Origin of the sequence: Rhizobium sp. LjRoot258, assembly GCF_964254185.1 — a bacterium.
Classification (GTDB): domain Bacteria; phylum Pseudomonadota; class Alphaproteobacteria; order Rhizobiales; family Rhizobiaceae; genus Rhizobium.
In genome coordinates, this window is the sequence record NZ_CAXUST020000002.1 from 1,004,383 (window position 1) to 1,019,711 (window position 15,329).

The following is a 15,329-nucleotide window of genomic DNA, read 5'->3' on the forward strand; positions in this document are numbered from 1 at the left end:
TGGGACAGTGATCGGGCCAATGCAGCGGTGTGTCGGCCGTTATTGATAGGCCTGGAAGTAATCAACCCGCATCTCGGTAATCAACTGCTCTGGCTTTAAGTCTTGTGGGTAGCGAACGTCGCTGCGCAGAGCCAGCGTGAGGAGCGGCCAGAACACATCGCCGTCGACGTCGAGGTCAGCTGAACGGTGAATGGGCCAATTGGCGGGCAAACCCGTCCGCGTGTCGATGACGGGCTTTCTCTCGAAATACGGCACGCACTTCGTTTCGTCGACAAGTATCCCATACCGGCAATAGCCTTGCGTCATATCGACGTCTGTCGTCACGCCTGTACCCTCATGATGCTGTCCGGGTTCACCCCACTCGTGCAAATAGGCGCCGTAGACAGTGGGCTCCCACCCCTTGTGCTCCACAACATCCAGTTCGATGCTGGTCTTTGGCGCCAGAATACTGTGCCCGTTCATTAGCCAGAAAGCCGGCCAGGTCAGCGGATGCCTGGGAAACAGCATCCTCGCCTCGAAGTAGCCCGTACGCCACCCCTTATTGACGACGCCGTCCCTGCGGCCGGTCTGAAGGTTGCCCGATATCCATTGGAATTCGCTGAGCAGGTTGCCGTAGTAATGTGGAACCGACATGCTCTTGCCGATGTACTTGGCCGATATTTGCAGCGCCTTGCCGTCCGTCGCCTGTGGATCATCGACGATTGCGTATGGGTTAAAGCCTTCCTCGCCGGTTTTCCGCGCAAATGCCGAACGTCCGTAAAAACCGGGGTCGTGGGTTGTTGCCTTCGGGCCTGCGTTCCATATCGACCAGTCGATCGTATTGAAATTGTCGTCGAAGACGAGTTTTTTGCCAACCGTCGGATCCGTCGTCGCCGCGCGCGCCGATCGATACGGCAGGCCCATGCTGATGCCAAAGAGAACAGTGGAGGCCTTGACGAAGTGTCGTCGGGACAAGCTCGATTCCTGCATCTGAAACCTCATCGCTTGGGAGTTCATTGGGCACTAACGAGCTGCAGCGCGCAGCGCATCGGCGTGGATCTGCACGACGTTTTCGATACTGAAGCGGTCGATAAACGCTTGCCGGAATCGTGCGCTTGCCCTTTCGGCGTCGAGATGATCACAATAATAGACCATCGCATCGACCAGCGCCTTTTCGCCCTCGGCTGCCACCAAGCGTCCAAGACGCTCATCGACCAGAATATCGCTAGGCCCGAACTCGCAATCTGTGGCAATAACAGGTAGGCCGAAACGCAATGCCTCGCAAATGACAAGTGACCAGCCTTCCCAGCGTGACGTCGACACGTAGATGTCGCTTGTCGTCAGGGCTGGTTGAGGGTTGTCAGGATGGTGCTCAATGGTCGCGACCTCGTCCAGACCAAGACGTCGGATAGTTCGTCGCAATTCTGGTTCGTCTGCGCCATGTCCGACTATTTTGAGCCTGACGTTCTTGCGAACCTTATAAAGTTCGGCAAAGGCCTGGAGCAGGATGTCCTGGCCCTTTTGGTGAGAAAACCGACCGACATTCACAAAGGTCACATGACCATCTTCCCCGCGAGCGACGTCGTTGTCGATGCCTTCGAATTTGCGAACCGGATTTGGAACCCAATAAAGCGGGGTCGGGCCGGAAAACATTGACTTGAACGATTCGAGCTGTCGCGGCGACGTCCCGAATACGCAAGAGGCGCGCCGGAGAAAAAAAGCCTTCATGAGAAAGAACAGGACGCGGGCTTTCATGTGGCTGCGTTCGCGGTGCGGATTGCCATGCAGGTGAACGGCAAAATTACGCCTCAGGCCAATACATGAGGCCATCGCGATCACGGCTGGCTCGATCTGTGGCACCACGACAAGGCTGTAATCCTTGCTCCTGATGACGTCCCGGAATGTTTGCATCAGTTCCAGTCGACTGCGCGGACGTCGATCGATGACATTGTACATGCGCGTTGCCGGTCGGTTCTTGTGGCTCGTCGTATAGAGCACGTCGACCTCGAAATCGTCGCCATATCTTTCAGTGATATTGCTGCAGATCGTATCCACGACGCGCTCAATTCCCGCAAAGGAATGCGTGCCGGGCTGGATGTAGAGAATCTTGCGGCGGGTGTCGGGCAGAACGGCATCACTCTGTCTCAACACGTCAGCTGCTACTTCCATCTTTCTACGTCCTCTTGAACCGATCGATTTGCGTAGTTATGGTATAGAAAAGTTATGTCAGAAAATGCCTGGGAAACGCCCTTAATCGAGCCGCTGTCATTTGACTGTCGGAACGAAGAAATATTGTTGACTTGCCGGAATAGTTATTCATTGCAGTGCAAAATGCAACAATAAAGGTGCGCAGTCACGATGGCTATTATTGATTTGCAGTCGGCTGGCGGGGAAACTGTACTTCCCTTTCTCAAATGCGATTTGTGCATTGTCGGGTCTGGTCCGGCAGGAAGCACAATGGCACAGGAGCTTTCCAATTCGGGCCTGAAGGTCGTCCTTCTGGAAAGTGGCGGGCTGGAGCGTCAGTCCGACATTGACGCCCTTGATGACATCGAGAATGTCGGGCGGCCGCGCGCAAAAGACCAGTGGTCGGTTCGCAACCGCATCCTCGGTGGAAGTTCGCACACTTGGGGCGGGCGATGCGCCGGCTTCGACGCCATTGATTTCGAAGAGCGCGCGTGGGTGCCCTTCTCGGGCTGGCCGATCGGGATGAAGGAAATTATCCCCTATCTCGATCGCAGTGCCGACTACCTTGGCCTCGCCGTCGGAAGCGGTTTCAGCGATCAGCGGTTCTGGGACATTGCAAACAAAAAACCACCTGGAACGGACGTCGACCCGGAATTTCTGCTGCCATTTTTCTGGCAGTTCAGTCGGGACGATGCCGAATCTTATCCATTCGAGTATATGCGCTTCGGGCGTCATCTACCGGCACGTCTCGGCGCGAGCATTACGCTCGTGACGGGTGCGACCGTGCAGCGCATCGTGGCGAACGAAGCGGCGTCGGCTGTGCGCGGCCTCGAATTTTCGACGCTTGACGGCCGCAAGCACATGCTGGCCGCCTCGGCGATCGCGCTTTGCGCCGGTGGTATCGAGAATGCCCGCATCCTCCTGAATTCGAAGAAAGGCGCTCGTGCCGGTCTCGGCAATGATCGCGACCAGGTCGGGCGCTATCTTATGGATCATTTGCGCGGACCAACGGCATTTTTCAAGCTGGCCGGCTCCGAAGCCGTGCAGCGCCGTTTTGGTCGTTACAATGTCAAGGGTCGTTTCTTCCGTGCCGGCCTGAGGCTGAGCCCCGACATCCAGAGACGGGAAGCGCTCCTCAACTGTGCCGCATGGCTTGGTGAGGCCATCGCGCCAGATGATCCGTGGGACGCCCTCAGACGCTTTGCCGGCCGCTCACCGCGATTGCCGCGGGACGCCATCAGCCTGATCCTTAATAGCGGGTTGATGATCCGCGGGGCGAGGGACTACTTCGGGGCTCGAAATGGTGTTCCGCGCAAGCTGGAGAACCTGACGCTGGACTGCATGTGCGAGCAGGTCCCGGATGCAGACAGTCGCGTCACCCTGTCTGATCGGTGCGATCGCCTTGGCATGAGGCTGCCAAGGGTTGATTGGCGCAGCCATCCCGACGAGGCCCGCACCATGCATCGGATGGCCGAACTCGTGGCAGCCGAATTGGCCAGGCTGGGGCTACCTGAACCAACGCTGGCCGCTTGGGTGCGTGAGAGGGCCGAAATCCCTCAAAACTTTGTCGATGTCGCCCACCCAACGGGTACGACGCGCATGTCGTCTGATCCCGGCAAAGGTGTCGTCGACGCCAATTGTGAGGTTCATGGCGTAAGGGGGCTGTTCGTTTCCGGCAGTTCTGTCTTCCCGACAGCAGGTCACTGCAATCCGACGCAAATGATTGTCGCGATGGCCGTTCGACTGGCTGACCATGTGAAAGCCAGGATGGCAAGATCGGTCCCAGCCGAGGTGACCGCCAATGCTGGCTAACACAGTTCTCGTGACCGGTGCCACGGGTCGCATAGGACGGATTGTGGCGGCCGATTTGCTCGAGCGCGGCTATCGCGTACGGGCGACGACGTCGCGCCCACGAGCCAGTGCCGAGGGCGAAGGGGTGGACTGGCGAAAGGTCGACTTTCTCGGAAATCCCGACTACGACGACCTGGTCGCTGGCTGCGACGCCATCATTCACCTTGCAGCTGAACTCGGCAAGAAGGACCGTATGAAGCAGGTCAACGTCGAGGCGACACGAGCCCTGGCCGCTGCTGCGGAGCGCGCGAATGTTCCCGTATTCTGCTACGCAAGTTCGGTGTCGGTCTACGGTAGTGGCCGCTCAGTTGAGGTAGACGAGGAATCCGAGGTTCTGACACCTGATCGCGACGTACCGTCCGAGTATTGGGCACTTGACTATGTGCGCGAGTATGGACGCACCAAGCTTGCCGGCGAATTGGCGCTGCGCGACGTGGCTCAAAAGGTTCGCTATGTGATCCTTCGTCCAGCCGTCGTGGTCGATATTTCCCAAATGATCAGTGTGCGTGACTGGAATCCGATAAAACGCATGCTTGCTGCTCACCGCCATGCCCATCACATCTATGTAGGCGACGTCTCCGATGCTTTGATCTGGTTCATGCGCCGCGGCATTGCGGGGCAGTCACAACCCGGCAGCGTCAGCGTTTACAATCTGGCGGAAGACGATTATCCGGCACCCCGCCACGTTGACTTCATGCGAAAAGCCTTCGCTGTCACCGGCGATCAGCGCTTTCGCACAGTCGCCTTTCCCTGGATCGCGGATTGGCTGCACGACTTCCTGCGCTTTCGAACGCTTCCATTGAGGAGCCCGCTCTGGCGAATGCGGTTCTCGAACGATAGGCTCAAGGCCGCGGGCTATCGTTTTCGGTTTGGAATGGCAAAGGCCGAAGAGCTTGCGCTCGGGCAGTTGCGCCTCGAAGCGCACCATCGGCCGCAGCAGGGGTTTGGCGAAGAGCCTGCTTAATCGGCAGAATACTTGGATTGAACTTTGCGGGAGGTACGCTCATTGTTCGAGCGCCGGGCATAGAGGAAATAAAGGACACCGTGCGTGAAGAGATAGCCAGCCTCAAGGACAGCGGCAAAGATCAATCCCCATCCAATCGCGTGCAGAAAAGTGCTCCCGGTGGAATAGCTGGCGATTGCACAGGTCAGCATCACGGCAACAACGACAAGGGTGAAAACGAGGATTGGCATGCGCAGCGCGCAGATCGCACCGATCACAAAAGAAAAAAGAAGCGCCCACGCCATATGGTTGCTCCGACCTCCATCCCATACCCCGGCAGCTATCATCTGATATATGCGAGGCGGACGCAAGTCTGAATTGAGGCCGCCTTATTCGCCGGCACGTGCGACGCGACGACGACCAGCTCCTGGGGCAGCCTCTTCGGTACTATTGACGCTCGCGGCGGGGGGCGTTTGCTCCCGACGTTCAACGCGTATGACGTCGCCGGGTGATACAGGGTCGTTGTCGCTGACAATAAGACTTTCCACGCTGCCGTCGATGACGCGGTTGATCGTCGTTACAAAGCCATAGCTTTCCTTGTCTTCCTCCAGAGCAGCCATCGCGGCAGGGGCTCGCACCTCCAGGTTTCTCAAAAGATCACGCTCGGTCGCGATTTTTTCGGCATTGGAAGCAAAACGGTCACGCAGTTGGGCGGCTTCGGTGAGGGTATCGATCCGATAGCGGTTGCGGACATCGCCGATATCCTGGTCGACCTTGGTCATGTCCTGCTGCGTCTTCAAAATGGCCAGCGAGACATCGAGGTTGCGGCTTTCGAGTTCGGCGAGGTTCTGATTGGCCCCCAGTTGGCGAGCCGATACGGTCAGCCCTTGCGTTATCAGCTTGTTGACGGATCCAACATCCTTGTTGGCGAGCTCAATCTGCTTTGCGAGTGAGGCGGATTTTGCTTTCAACGCATCGATCTGGTTGAGCGCAAGCAATTTCGCCCGATTGAGCGCATCGATCTCGGTGTCCATCGAACGGGCGCGCATGTCGAAGAGCGCGCGCTCTTCTTTCATCATCTTGGCAATTCTGGGCTGCCCCTGCTCAGACATCAGTTCCGAAGGAAAGGTGACGTCTGTTGCATTCGCGAGAATTGCGTCGACGCGCGCCTGGCGCGCAACAAGCTCAAGGCGCTCCGCCTCCAGCGCCCGCAGATCGCCGCGTCCAGACAAGGCGTCGCGCTGTAATGAAATCACGTTCGCATCGACCGGTCCGATGCCGCCGGCCATGCTTAGCGCCTGCACGACGGTCAATCCCGGGCTGAAGTTGTATTTCCCGGGAGTGGCGACCATGCCTGTGACAAAAAACGGCCGATAAGATGCGATTTCCACTGCGGCGTTAGGACGCTTCTGTAGTCCAACTTGATTTTGGAGCCTCTCGCCAATCATTGCAGACACCTGTTCGAGCGTCTTGCCCTCCGCCGGAATGGTACCGATGATCGGAAGCGACAGATTCCCGGCCGCTGAGATAGAAAAATCACCCGTGAGCGGCACCCATTCGAACGCTGTTCCAGTGCTTGGTCGCCATTCGAAAACGCGTATCTTCAATACGTCCTGAGGGCCGAGGATGTAATCCTCAGCCATTGCCGCGCTCGTGCAAAAGATCAGGCATGCCGCTGCCGCCCAACGAACAAATGCCCTGAGCACCCTCAGACATTCGTCAAACCATCTCGGGCATCGGTCGTGCATGCTTCTACTCCGTGACGCAGTTAATCCTCGTGCGTTCCGGCCGTTAGGCGCGAAGCGCAAGCTCGGTGCCGGTGGCCCGCTCGACGAAGGCGCGGAAGCGGCTGATGAAGACATCGCGGCGAAAGTCTGCAGCGCGCGACACGGCATCTGCGGGATTGAAATCCAATCGCTCGATCCGCTCAACCGCATCAATCAGTTCTTCCACCGTCTGATTTGCGAAGAAGACGCCTGTCTTGTTGGCAACGACGGTTTCGGTCGCGCCTCCACGCCCAAATGCAATAACCGGTCGGCCGCTGGCCATCGCTTCGACCGGGACAATCCCGAAATCTTCCTCACCTGGAAACACCAGCGCTTTGCAACGCGCATAGTGATGCTTGAGAACGTCGAACGGCTGCGACCCCAGAATTGTCACGGTCGGACCTGCTATCCGCCGAAGCCGATCGAGCATTTCGCCACCGCCGATGACGACGAGCTTGGCTTTCAGGCGGTTGAAGGCCTCCACGGTCAAATCCGGTCTCTTGTAGCTCACGAGTTCGCCGACCATCAGGTAATAGTCGCCGACCTCGGAGCGTGAAACGGGGGCAAAGGCAGTCGTATCGACCGGTGGATGGATGACCGAAGCATCACGGCGATAATAGCGCCTGATGCGTTGGGCAACGGTTGCCGAGTTCGCGACAAAATCATCGACGCGATTGGCCGTTGCGACATCCCAGGTCCTCAGATAGTGCGCCAGAGGCGGCATCATCAGGCGCGTCATGAGGCCGGAACTGTCATAGTATCTGTTGTACATGTTCCAGATGTAGCGCATCGGCGAATGGCAGTAGCAGACGTGCAGGGCCGGGGAGGTTGGGATGATGCCTTTTGCCGGTCCCGACTCGCTGCTGATCACAAGGTCGTAGGCGCCAAGATCGATCTGCTCGAGCGCCATTGGCATCAGCGGCAAGTACTTCTTGTACATTTTTCTGGCATAGGGCAGTGCGCCAATGAAGGTGGTCTGGATCTTATGGGTCTTCAGCTTGTCCGAAATGGCCGCGAGATCACACACATGTGTATATATGTCAGCATCTGGGAAGATGTCGCAAAGCGCTTCGAGAACCTTCTCGCCACCACGCATTCCCACGAGCCAGTAATGTATGATTGCAACTCGCACGCCACACTCCACGATTTGACACAATCGGTATTATTGCAGGGCGTAAAGCGGAGGCAGTTCGTCTAAGTGTTTTTATGCAAACTTAAATGGGTCTTATTTGTGGAATGCGACAGTATTTTTGTATGAAGTGCTGTCGTTTAGCCCCGTCTCACAGTTTTATAGTGCAATGCAATAAACTTATTGTCAATTCGTTTAATCCTTGTTAACTTCCTTATGCATGCCAATTCGGCATTTCTGCATGTCCGAGACCTGTTCTTTACATGGGGAGTACGCAGATGCGGCAAATTGATCTCGGTCGAAGTTTCGACAGACTCAGCAAGACAAATCGCGGGGAGGGCTCGCGGATGACCGATGCGGTGAAGAATGGTGCTTCCGCCGCATGCAAGTATGCCATCGATGCCAGCTTAGCCGCTATTGGATTGCTTGTACTATCTCCAATGATCCTGATGATCATCGCCATCTTGCTCGTGTTGCAGGGCCGGCCGATTTTCATCGCGCATCGGCGGATCGGCAAGAACGGTGTGATGTTTCCTTGCCTGAAGTTCCGGACCATGGTCAGGGATGCGGATGAAGTGCTCGCGCGCCATCTCGCGGCCAATCCGCATCTTGAGGAAGAGTGGAACACCACTCGCAAGCTCAGGAACGATCCGCGCATCACGCCCTTTGGTGCCTTGCTTCGCAAGAGTAGTATCGACGAAATACCCCAGCTGCTGAATGTGGTTCAGGGGCGTATGAGCCTCGTCGGTCCTCGCCCGATCGTCGCAAGCGAAGCTGAGCTCTATGGCGTCCACTTTGCCGACTACATCAGGGTTCGCCCGGGTCTGACAGGGTTGTGGCAGGTCAGCGGGCGCAGCGACACCAGTTACCGTGAACGGGTGCAACTTGATGTCCGTTACGTCCGGGAAAAAACCATCGCCGGTGATCTATCGATCATGATGAAGACCATCCCGGCAGTTTTGCGCTCGCGCGGCAGTTACTGAGGCCTCGAGGCGCGGCGGCAGCCGTGCCCTTGTTACTTTCATTCCTTTCAACGTGCTTCGATAGCCCGAGCACGATGGTGTGCTGTCGCCGTGCTTCCTTGGGCAGCGCTTTGCCCAGATACAGGTTCTAATGTTGGAGTAGCTGGTGCCATACCCTCATCGACGTCATCCATGGCCAGGCGTGTTGCGATGAGCGATGCCGCGACAGTGACCAACGGCCGCTTCCTTGCACAGACAATGACCGGCGTGCAGCGCTACGCTCGCAACGTCCTCCATGCCCTCGACGAGTCTGGCGCGTCCAGCGAAACGAGCGTCCTGGCGCCGAGGAGCGCAAAGGATCCGGAATTTTTGCGGTTGGCCGTTGTCAGGGCTGGCCGCGGGACGGGGCACGCTTGGGAGCAGTTTGAGCTGCCCTATTATGTCAGGGGCCGACGGCTGCTGAACCTGTGCAATACAGCGCCGGCCATCATACGTGACCAAATTGTCTGTATCCATGATGCCAACATTTTTGCGACACCAGGCAGCTATAGCGCCACATTTCGGGCCGTTTATCATAATCTTCAGCCGATTCTGGCCCGCCGCTCGGCTCGCATCGCAACCGTATCGCATGCGGCGGCGCGTCAGATCGCCCGCCATTTGCCGGTTTCGCTCAAGGATATTGCCATCTTGCCCAACGGCCATGAGCATGCGCTGCGTTGGGACCCGTCTCTTTCGACTGCGGCAGCGACCCTGGTCGTCTCTCGCAACCAGCAACGCCCTTTCGTACTCGCTCTTGGATCGCGCGCCCGCCACAAAAATCTTGCCTTGCTGATCAATGTTGCCCCGCGGCTGGATGAGCTCGGCATCGATATCATCATTGCCGGCGGTGGCGATGGCATCTTCGCGCCGGAAGCCCTGCAAGGCCGGCCCAATGTATACTTTGCCGGCAGAGTCTCGGACGACGATCTTGCCTTTTTCCTCGACAATGCCTTGTGTCTGGCGTTTCCCTCACTGACGGAGGGCTTTGGCCTTCCGATCGTTGAGGCGATGGCGCGAGGATGCCCCGTCGTATCATCCAATTGCGCAAGCATGCCGGAGGTCTGCGGCGATGCCGCGCTCCTGGCAACGCCGTTTGAGCCCGACGCCTGGGTCCATCAGATTCACGCGATTGCACACTCGAAAGACCTTCGCGACGATCTTGTGGGGCGGGGCCTCGAACAGGTTAAAGGATTTTCTTGGAGGCAAACCGCAAGCGGATATCTGGACTTGCTGAGATCGCCCGGCGCAGATCTGGCTACCTACGCGCCGGCGCGGCCATCGATGCCTGAAGTCGCCGTTATATTTGCCACACGCGGCCGACCTGAAATCGTCTCGGCCACAGTCCGTCATTTCGTGGCGACGCAGAGCCTGAAACCCGCGGCTGTCATTGTGTCATGCGTTGAGCTCGCTGACGCCGGGGATCTTGGCTCGCTTTCCGGCGTCACGGTGGTGACCGGCCCGCCAGGACTTGCAGCCCAGCGCAATACCGGCCTGGCCAACCTTGAGCCGGGGATTGAGATCGTGACGTTCTTTGACGACGATTTCGTCGCCGACGCAAACTGGTTGGCTTCGGCGGCACGGGTTTTCCGCGATGAGAGCCAGGTCGTCGGGTTCACGGGTCACGTCGTTGCCGATGGCATCAAGGGACCAGGGATTGATTTTGACGAGGCGGTCCGTCTCGTCGCGGCGGCCGGAAGGCAGACGCCTCGCTGGACAGAGCCTTACAGTCCTTACGGCTGCAATATGGCATTCCGCGTTTCAGCCATCAATGAGATACGGTTCGATGAGCGGCTCGTTCTCTACGGCTGGCTTGAAGATCGCGATTTCGCCGCGACCCTTGCAAAGGGCGGCGGCCGTCTCATCAAGTGGTCGCTTGCATACGGTGCCCATATGGGCGCCAAGAATGGCAGGGTCAGCGGCGAGCGGCTTGGCTACTCGCAGGTCGTCAATCCACTCTACATGATGCGCAAGGGCACGATGACCCTTGCCAATGTCGCCGACCACATTTTGCGCAACACAGCCAGCAACTTCGGCCGAGCCGTCTGGCCGGAGCCCTTCATCGACAGGAAGGGGCGCGTAAAGGGCAATCTTCTGGCGATCGCGGACATATTGCGGGGGCGACTGGAGCCGGAACGGGCGGCAGCTATCTCACCAAGAAAATCAATCAGACTGCGCGCACGGAGGCATTAGGCCCAATGATGTTCAACAACCCGCGGCCCCTGGATCCTGCAGCTCGGCTCTGGCGGCTCAACGAGGTTCAATCCGAGGGTACCGAAGATGGCCCAATCGCCCTGCTTCGCTATCTGATTGCCCTTGGCTATCGCTACAAGATACCCCTTTTGGTCTGCACGCTTGCCGGCGTGTTGTTGGCTGGTCTTTATGCTCGCTCGCTGCCGCCGACATACAATGCCATGGCATCCCTCCTGCTTGAGCCGCGCCAATCGGCAGCTTCCGGCCAGGAGTGGGGGGCTCAGCAAACCTTGGATAGCACTCGTGCAGACAGTGTGTTGCAAACGATCAAATCAGAGCGGCTGCTTTCAGCGGTGTTCGACAGCCTCAATTTGAAGGACACGCCGGAACTTGGCCCGCGCCCGGCCGGTCCATTCGACCCGATAGTGTCGTTTGTTCGGATGTTGTTTCGCCCCGCCGATGGACTGGAGACTGGCAAGGTGTCGCGAGCGTCGGGCGAAACCGCAGATCTTGCAAACGACGCCGAACGCGCCGCGTTCTTGAATTTCGCGCAACGCCTCGATGTGCGACGCGTTGGCCAATCCTTTGTCATTGAAATCGGCTACTCTGCCTCGGACCCGGCTCTGCCGGCGCGTGTCGCCAATGGAGTGGTGTCAGGCTACCTGTTTCAGGCCGTGTCCTTCAAGGAGGAAACGGCGCGGGCCGGGACGGATGCACTGCAGGGGCGTCTGGATGCCCTTGCCTTGCAGGTCGACGCAGCTCGGGAGGGTATGCGCGCAGGAGCCCTGCCGGCGATCCCCGTACCAGACGCGGATGCCCGGGTGATTGGTGCAGCCCTTCCACCGTTAAGCCCTTCAGGTCCGCGCAAATCCCTGATTGTAGCGCTTGGCGGCCTGCTGGGACTGCTGAGCGGCCTAGGTCTCATCGCGGTCAATCTGGCGCTTGACCGGAAGGTGCGCGATACCAAAGATCTCTCGCGTGATACGGGCATACTTTGCCTCGGTTCGGTGCCGGATGTTCCGGGCGCGAATGCGATACCGTGGCGCGTCGACACCCCGCGGCAACAACGCTTTGTTGCCGCGATTCACGACCTTCGCACCTCGATCGAAATTGCCTGTACAAGCCTTCGCAACGATCGAAGCATCGCGGTGGCGGTTGTGTCTTGGTCCCCGGGAACCGGGGTAACCACACTTTCCACCGCTCTTGCCCAGTTGATGAGCCGGAGTGGCCGGGGTGTCACGCTCTTCCAGGCGGCGGCAACGCGCGACGTTCCAGTGGCACTGGACGGTTCGGTCCCGCCAACGACATCGCTGGCCGGTGCGGCATTCGCCAATATCTTGTTCAGTCAGCTCTCCTTCGATCAAGTCGGTTTGGTTTCGGTCCTGCCGATCCACTCGAAGGACACCAATGCCAACCTTTTTGCCGATTTCCGTGATGCCCGAGTTCAGCAAATCATCGATGCTGCGCGGCAAAGGGGCGACGTGGTCCTCGATCTGCCGCCCCTTGACAATTCAATGGATGCTCTGGCTCTGGCAAGCTTTGCTGACGCCGTGATTGTCTTGGCGTTGGCCGGCGAGACGACGATCGATGACGTAGGAGACTGCATTCGGCTCCTGCGCCGGGCAGGCGCCAATGTGGTGGGGACTGTCATCAACAAGGCGCGTTCATGACCGAGCCCGACATGACGGACGACACCATGGCGGTGCCGCGGCTTGCCGTCATAATCACCTGCTGGAACTACGCAGAATACGTTTCGCTCGCAATCAGGAGCGTCCTTGATCAGAGCTGTAACGAGTGTGAATTGATCGTTGTCGACGACGGATCGACCGACACTTCCTGGAGCGTGATTCAGGAACACGGTGTCCGCGCATACAGGATCGAAAACAGTGGTCAACGGGCGGCCTGTCTTTATGGCCTGAGCAAGACGCGGGCACCGTTTGTCCTGTTTCTTGACGCCGACGACGAACTGCAGCCGGGTTCTCTCGCCATCATCCTTGAAAAACTCGACGATAGGGTCGCAAAGCTGCAATTTCCCCTGGTGCGCATCGATCGCGACGGCGCAGTCATTGGACAGCCGGTTCCGAAACTGACCGCTTTTCGCGACCGTCGTGCACTGGCTGCGCGCGTTTTGAAAACAGGTACCTACGCTTCCCCGCCAACATCGGGAAATGTCTTTCGCCGCGACGCCTGCCGCTTCCTCGAGGAGGCCGACTATGAGAACGCCGTTGATGGCGTCATTCTCTTTGCCGTGCCTTTCCTTGGCGACGTTGTCAGCCTGTCGGAAGCACTCGGCCGCTACAGGGTTCACGACCGAAACGATTCTGGCCTCGGCCGCCCCCTTGACGCTAAATTGCTACGGCGCGAGCTGACGCGTTTTATGGCCCGAATGGATCACCTGCGGCGAATTCTGGAGCCCCTGGCACAGGCGGAAAATCTTGCCCGGGCCGAAGATACGCATTTCTATCTGGAGCGATCGTTCTACTTGGCTGTCGCAGAGGGTCGACCCGTTCGGATCGGACACCTGGCTCGCCTCCTCCAACGTGTCTGGGAAAACGGCGGATCCATGAAAACGAGGGCAGCACTTGTAGCCTTCTTGATTCTGACGGCGATCCTGCCGAACCGACGCGCCCGACAGGGGCTTTCGTACCGGCTGAATACCAACCAGCGTTCGATGACCGGCCTGCTACGCTCACTGCTTTAAGGTCCGATTGCGCGAGCTCAGCTCCTGTCGACGAGCTCAAGGTGCCCGCGTCCGGCAATCAACCTGATGCCGAGAAGGAGCAATGTCCCGGTGTAGGCTGCCGCGCCCATCGTCGCCACGAACGCCAGTTCGACGACGGGATGTAATTGCTGTGCGGCGAGGCCCTCGCGAAGAAACAGCACCGAAACCGCCATCACGGCTGACGCAAATGCGACTTTCCAAAGGTTGCGCAATTGTTCCCCGATGCCGAGGGCAAGAAGGCTTCGGGCCTCGCCCAGATAGAACGCAAACATCAAAGACGACAGTACAATCCTGGCAACGCTCACACCCATTATCGAGTCGAGGTAGAATCCAAGCGGAAGCAGTATCAGCCTGATGCCAAGGTCGACCGCGTTGAGGCGGAAGATGATGTTTGGCCGGTCGAGCGCGAGACTGACGGAATAGAGCGTCTGGAAATAGGGTATCGGCACCACGGCAAGGGCAAGCAGGCTCAGGATTGGAGCCGCCTCGCTCCATTTTTGTCCGAGCAGCAGGACGGTCGCAAGGTCGGCAGTCAACGACATGCCGATGCAGACCGGTACTGAGATCAGCATGGCAAACCGAGCAGCCTTGAGAAAGGCGAACTTGGTCCGTACGCGGTCATGACTGATCTGCGAAAATGCTGCCATCACTGGCTGCAAGGCAGGCCCTATGATGCTTTGCGTTGGAATGACGGATACGTCGCTGGCAACGGCATAGCGTCCGAGCGTTGACCGGTCTGCGAGCGATCCGATCAGAAACCGATCAAATTGCCAGTTGAGTGCCGAGATCAGCTGCGCGGAACTGAACCAGCCGATAAATCCGGCAAAGTCCGTCAACCGCGACAAGGACAGGGCGGGTCGATAGGGGGCAAGCACGTAGGAGACGATGCTGGACGCGGCCGAAGCGATCACGAAATTGGCAACGATCGCCCAATAAGCACCGCCCGAAAGGACAATGAGCGTGGCGATGATGCTCGCGATCAGCTTGCCGGAAAACTCCAGGATGAACGTCTGCCGGAAGCCGAGTTCGCGTGCGAATTGAACCATCGCGGGGCTTACAAGCCCTCTGGAGATCGGACCAAGCGCGAGAACCGCAACAAGTGGCAGGAGCATTGCCTCGTGATTAAAGAATGCAAACGGCCAGGCGGCTGCGAAAACGATGACTGCAATGAGACCGCTTCTGATAAGTCCGACCGTGAACGCAGTATCCAGATGGCTCTTGTCGATAGCTGGCAGGCGTACAAGCGCCTGTGTTACTGGAATTTCCAGCACCGTATTGACGATGACGACGAGAGAGGTTGCAAGCGCCGCCAGGCCGAAATCCGCTGGAGAAAGTATTCTCGCGAGAACGAGCAGCGTGAAGAAGTCGATGATCCGCCCGACGAAGCGCGAGAAGACAAGCCACCCGGCTCCTTGTATAGCCCTAAATGCCAGCATTACACACTCCAACACCTCGGCCCTGATGCGGCGAGCAGACAGCTCCGCGTTAAAGCCCGACTAACCTCCCTTATGACGTCTGTCTTGCCTTGAAAGCCGGGCACGATGAGCCAGAACCGCTCCTC

The 15,329-nt window shown here is 58.3% G+C and carries 12 protein-coding genes; 6 read left to right on the forward strand and 6 right to left on the reverse strand.

Annotated features, from left to right (window positions below; genetic code table 11):
- Positions 1-39: 39 nt before the first annotated feature.
- Entirely contained in the window at positions 40-903 is an 864-nt protein-coding gene (locus ACSQ9D_RS25555; RefSeq protein ID WP_436284656.1) for a glycoside hydrolase family 16 protein, read from the reverse strand.
- 99 nt (positions 904-1,002) lie between these two features.
- Complete coding sequence (locus tag ACSQ9D_RS25560) at positions 1,003-2,148, reverse strand: glycosyltransferase (RefSeq protein ID WP_436284657.1); 1,146 nt, start codon at positions 2,146-2,148, stop codon at positions 1,003-1,005.
- Positions 2,149-2,436: 288 nt separating this feature from the next.
- Here ACSQ9D_RS25560 and ACSQ9D_RS25565 point away from each other — a divergent pair, with 288 nt between their 5' ends.
- Entirely contained in the window at positions 2,437-3,978 is a 1,542-nt protein-coding gene (locus ACSQ9D_RS25565; RefSeq protein WP_436284658.1) for a GMC oxidoreductase, read from the forward strand.
- Positions 3,968-4,981: an NAD-dependent epimerase/dehydratase family protein gene (locus ACSQ9D_RS25570; RefSeq protein WP_436284659.1), complete on the forward strand. Its 1,014-nt coding sequence runs from the start codon at positions 3,968-3,970 to the stop codon at positions 4,979-4,981. Before ACSQ9D_RS25565 ends, ACSQ9D_RS25570 begins: the two co-directional genes overlap by 11 nt.
- Here ACSQ9D_RS25570 and ACSQ9D_RS25575 read toward each other — a convergent pair.
- From ACSQ9D_RS25575 to ACSQ9D_RS25585, 3 genes are all read right to left on the reverse strand, one after another.
- Entirely contained in the window at positions 4,978-5,265 is a 288-nt protein-coding gene (locus tag ACSQ9D_RS25575) for a hypothetical protein (protein WP_436284660.1), read from the reverse strand. The genes ACSQ9D_RS25570 and ACSQ9D_RS25575 overlap by 4 nt on opposite strands.
- A gap of 84 nt (positions 5,266-5,349) precedes the next feature.
- Complete coding sequence (locus ACSQ9D_RS25580) at positions 5,350-6,603, reverse strand: polysaccharide biosynthesis/export family protein (RefSeq protein ID WP_436285170.1); 1,254 nt, start codon at positions 6,601-6,603, stop codon at positions 5,350-5,352.
- 148 nt (positions 6,604-6,751) lie between these two features.
- Positions 6,752-7,822 (reverse strand): glycosyltransferase, encoded by a 1,071-nt coding sequence (locus ACSQ9D_RS25585; protein ID WP_436285171.1) that lies wholly within the window; start codon positions 7,820-7,822, stop codon positions 6,752-6,754.
- A 380-nt stretch (positions 7,823-8,202) separates the two neighbouring features.
- Here ACSQ9D_RS25585 and ACSQ9D_RS25590 point away from each other — a divergent pair, with 380 nt between their 5' ends.
- The 4 genes from ACSQ9D_RS25590 to ACSQ9D_RS25605 all read left to right on the forward strand — a co-directional run bounded on the left by ACSQ9D_RS25590 (position 8,203) and on the right by ACSQ9D_RS25605 (position 13,747).
- Positions 8,203-8,838, forward strand: coding sequence for a sugar transferase (locus ACSQ9D_RS25590; RefSeq protein ID WP_436284661.1), 636 nt, complete (start codon positions 8,203-8,205; stop codon positions 8,836-8,838).
- A gap of 189 nt (positions 8,839-9,027) precedes the next feature.
- Positions 9,028-11,046, forward strand: coding sequence for a glycosyltransferase (locus ACSQ9D_RS25595; protein ID WP_436285172.1), 2,019 nt, complete (start codon positions 9,028-9,030; stop codon positions 11,044-11,046).
- 5 nt (positions 11,047-11,051) lie between these two features.
- Positions 11,052-12,716, forward strand: coding sequence for a Wzz/FepE/Etk N-terminal domain-containing protein (locus tag ACSQ9D_RS25600; RefSeq protein WP_436284662.1), 1,665 nt, complete (start codon positions 11,052-11,054; stop codon positions 12,714-12,716).
- Positions 12,713-13,747, forward strand: a complete 1,035-nt coding sequence (locus ACSQ9D_RS25605) for a glycosyltransferase family 2 protein (RefSeq protein ID WP_436284663.1) — start codon at positions 12,713-12,715, stop codon at positions 13,745-13,747. Before ACSQ9D_RS25600 ends, ACSQ9D_RS25605 begins: the two co-directional genes overlap by 4 nt.
- Before the next feature lie 17 nt (positions 13,748-13,764).
- On the opposite strand, the gene ACSQ9D_RS25610 is transcribed toward ACSQ9D_RS25605, so the two are convergent.
- Positions 13,765-15,204, reverse strand: a complete 1,440-nt coding sequence (locus ACSQ9D_RS25610; protein ID WP_436284664.1) for an oligosaccharide flippase family protein — start codon at positions 15,202-15,204, stop codon at positions 13,765-13,767.
- Positions 15,205-15,329: the final 125 nt, after the last annotated feature.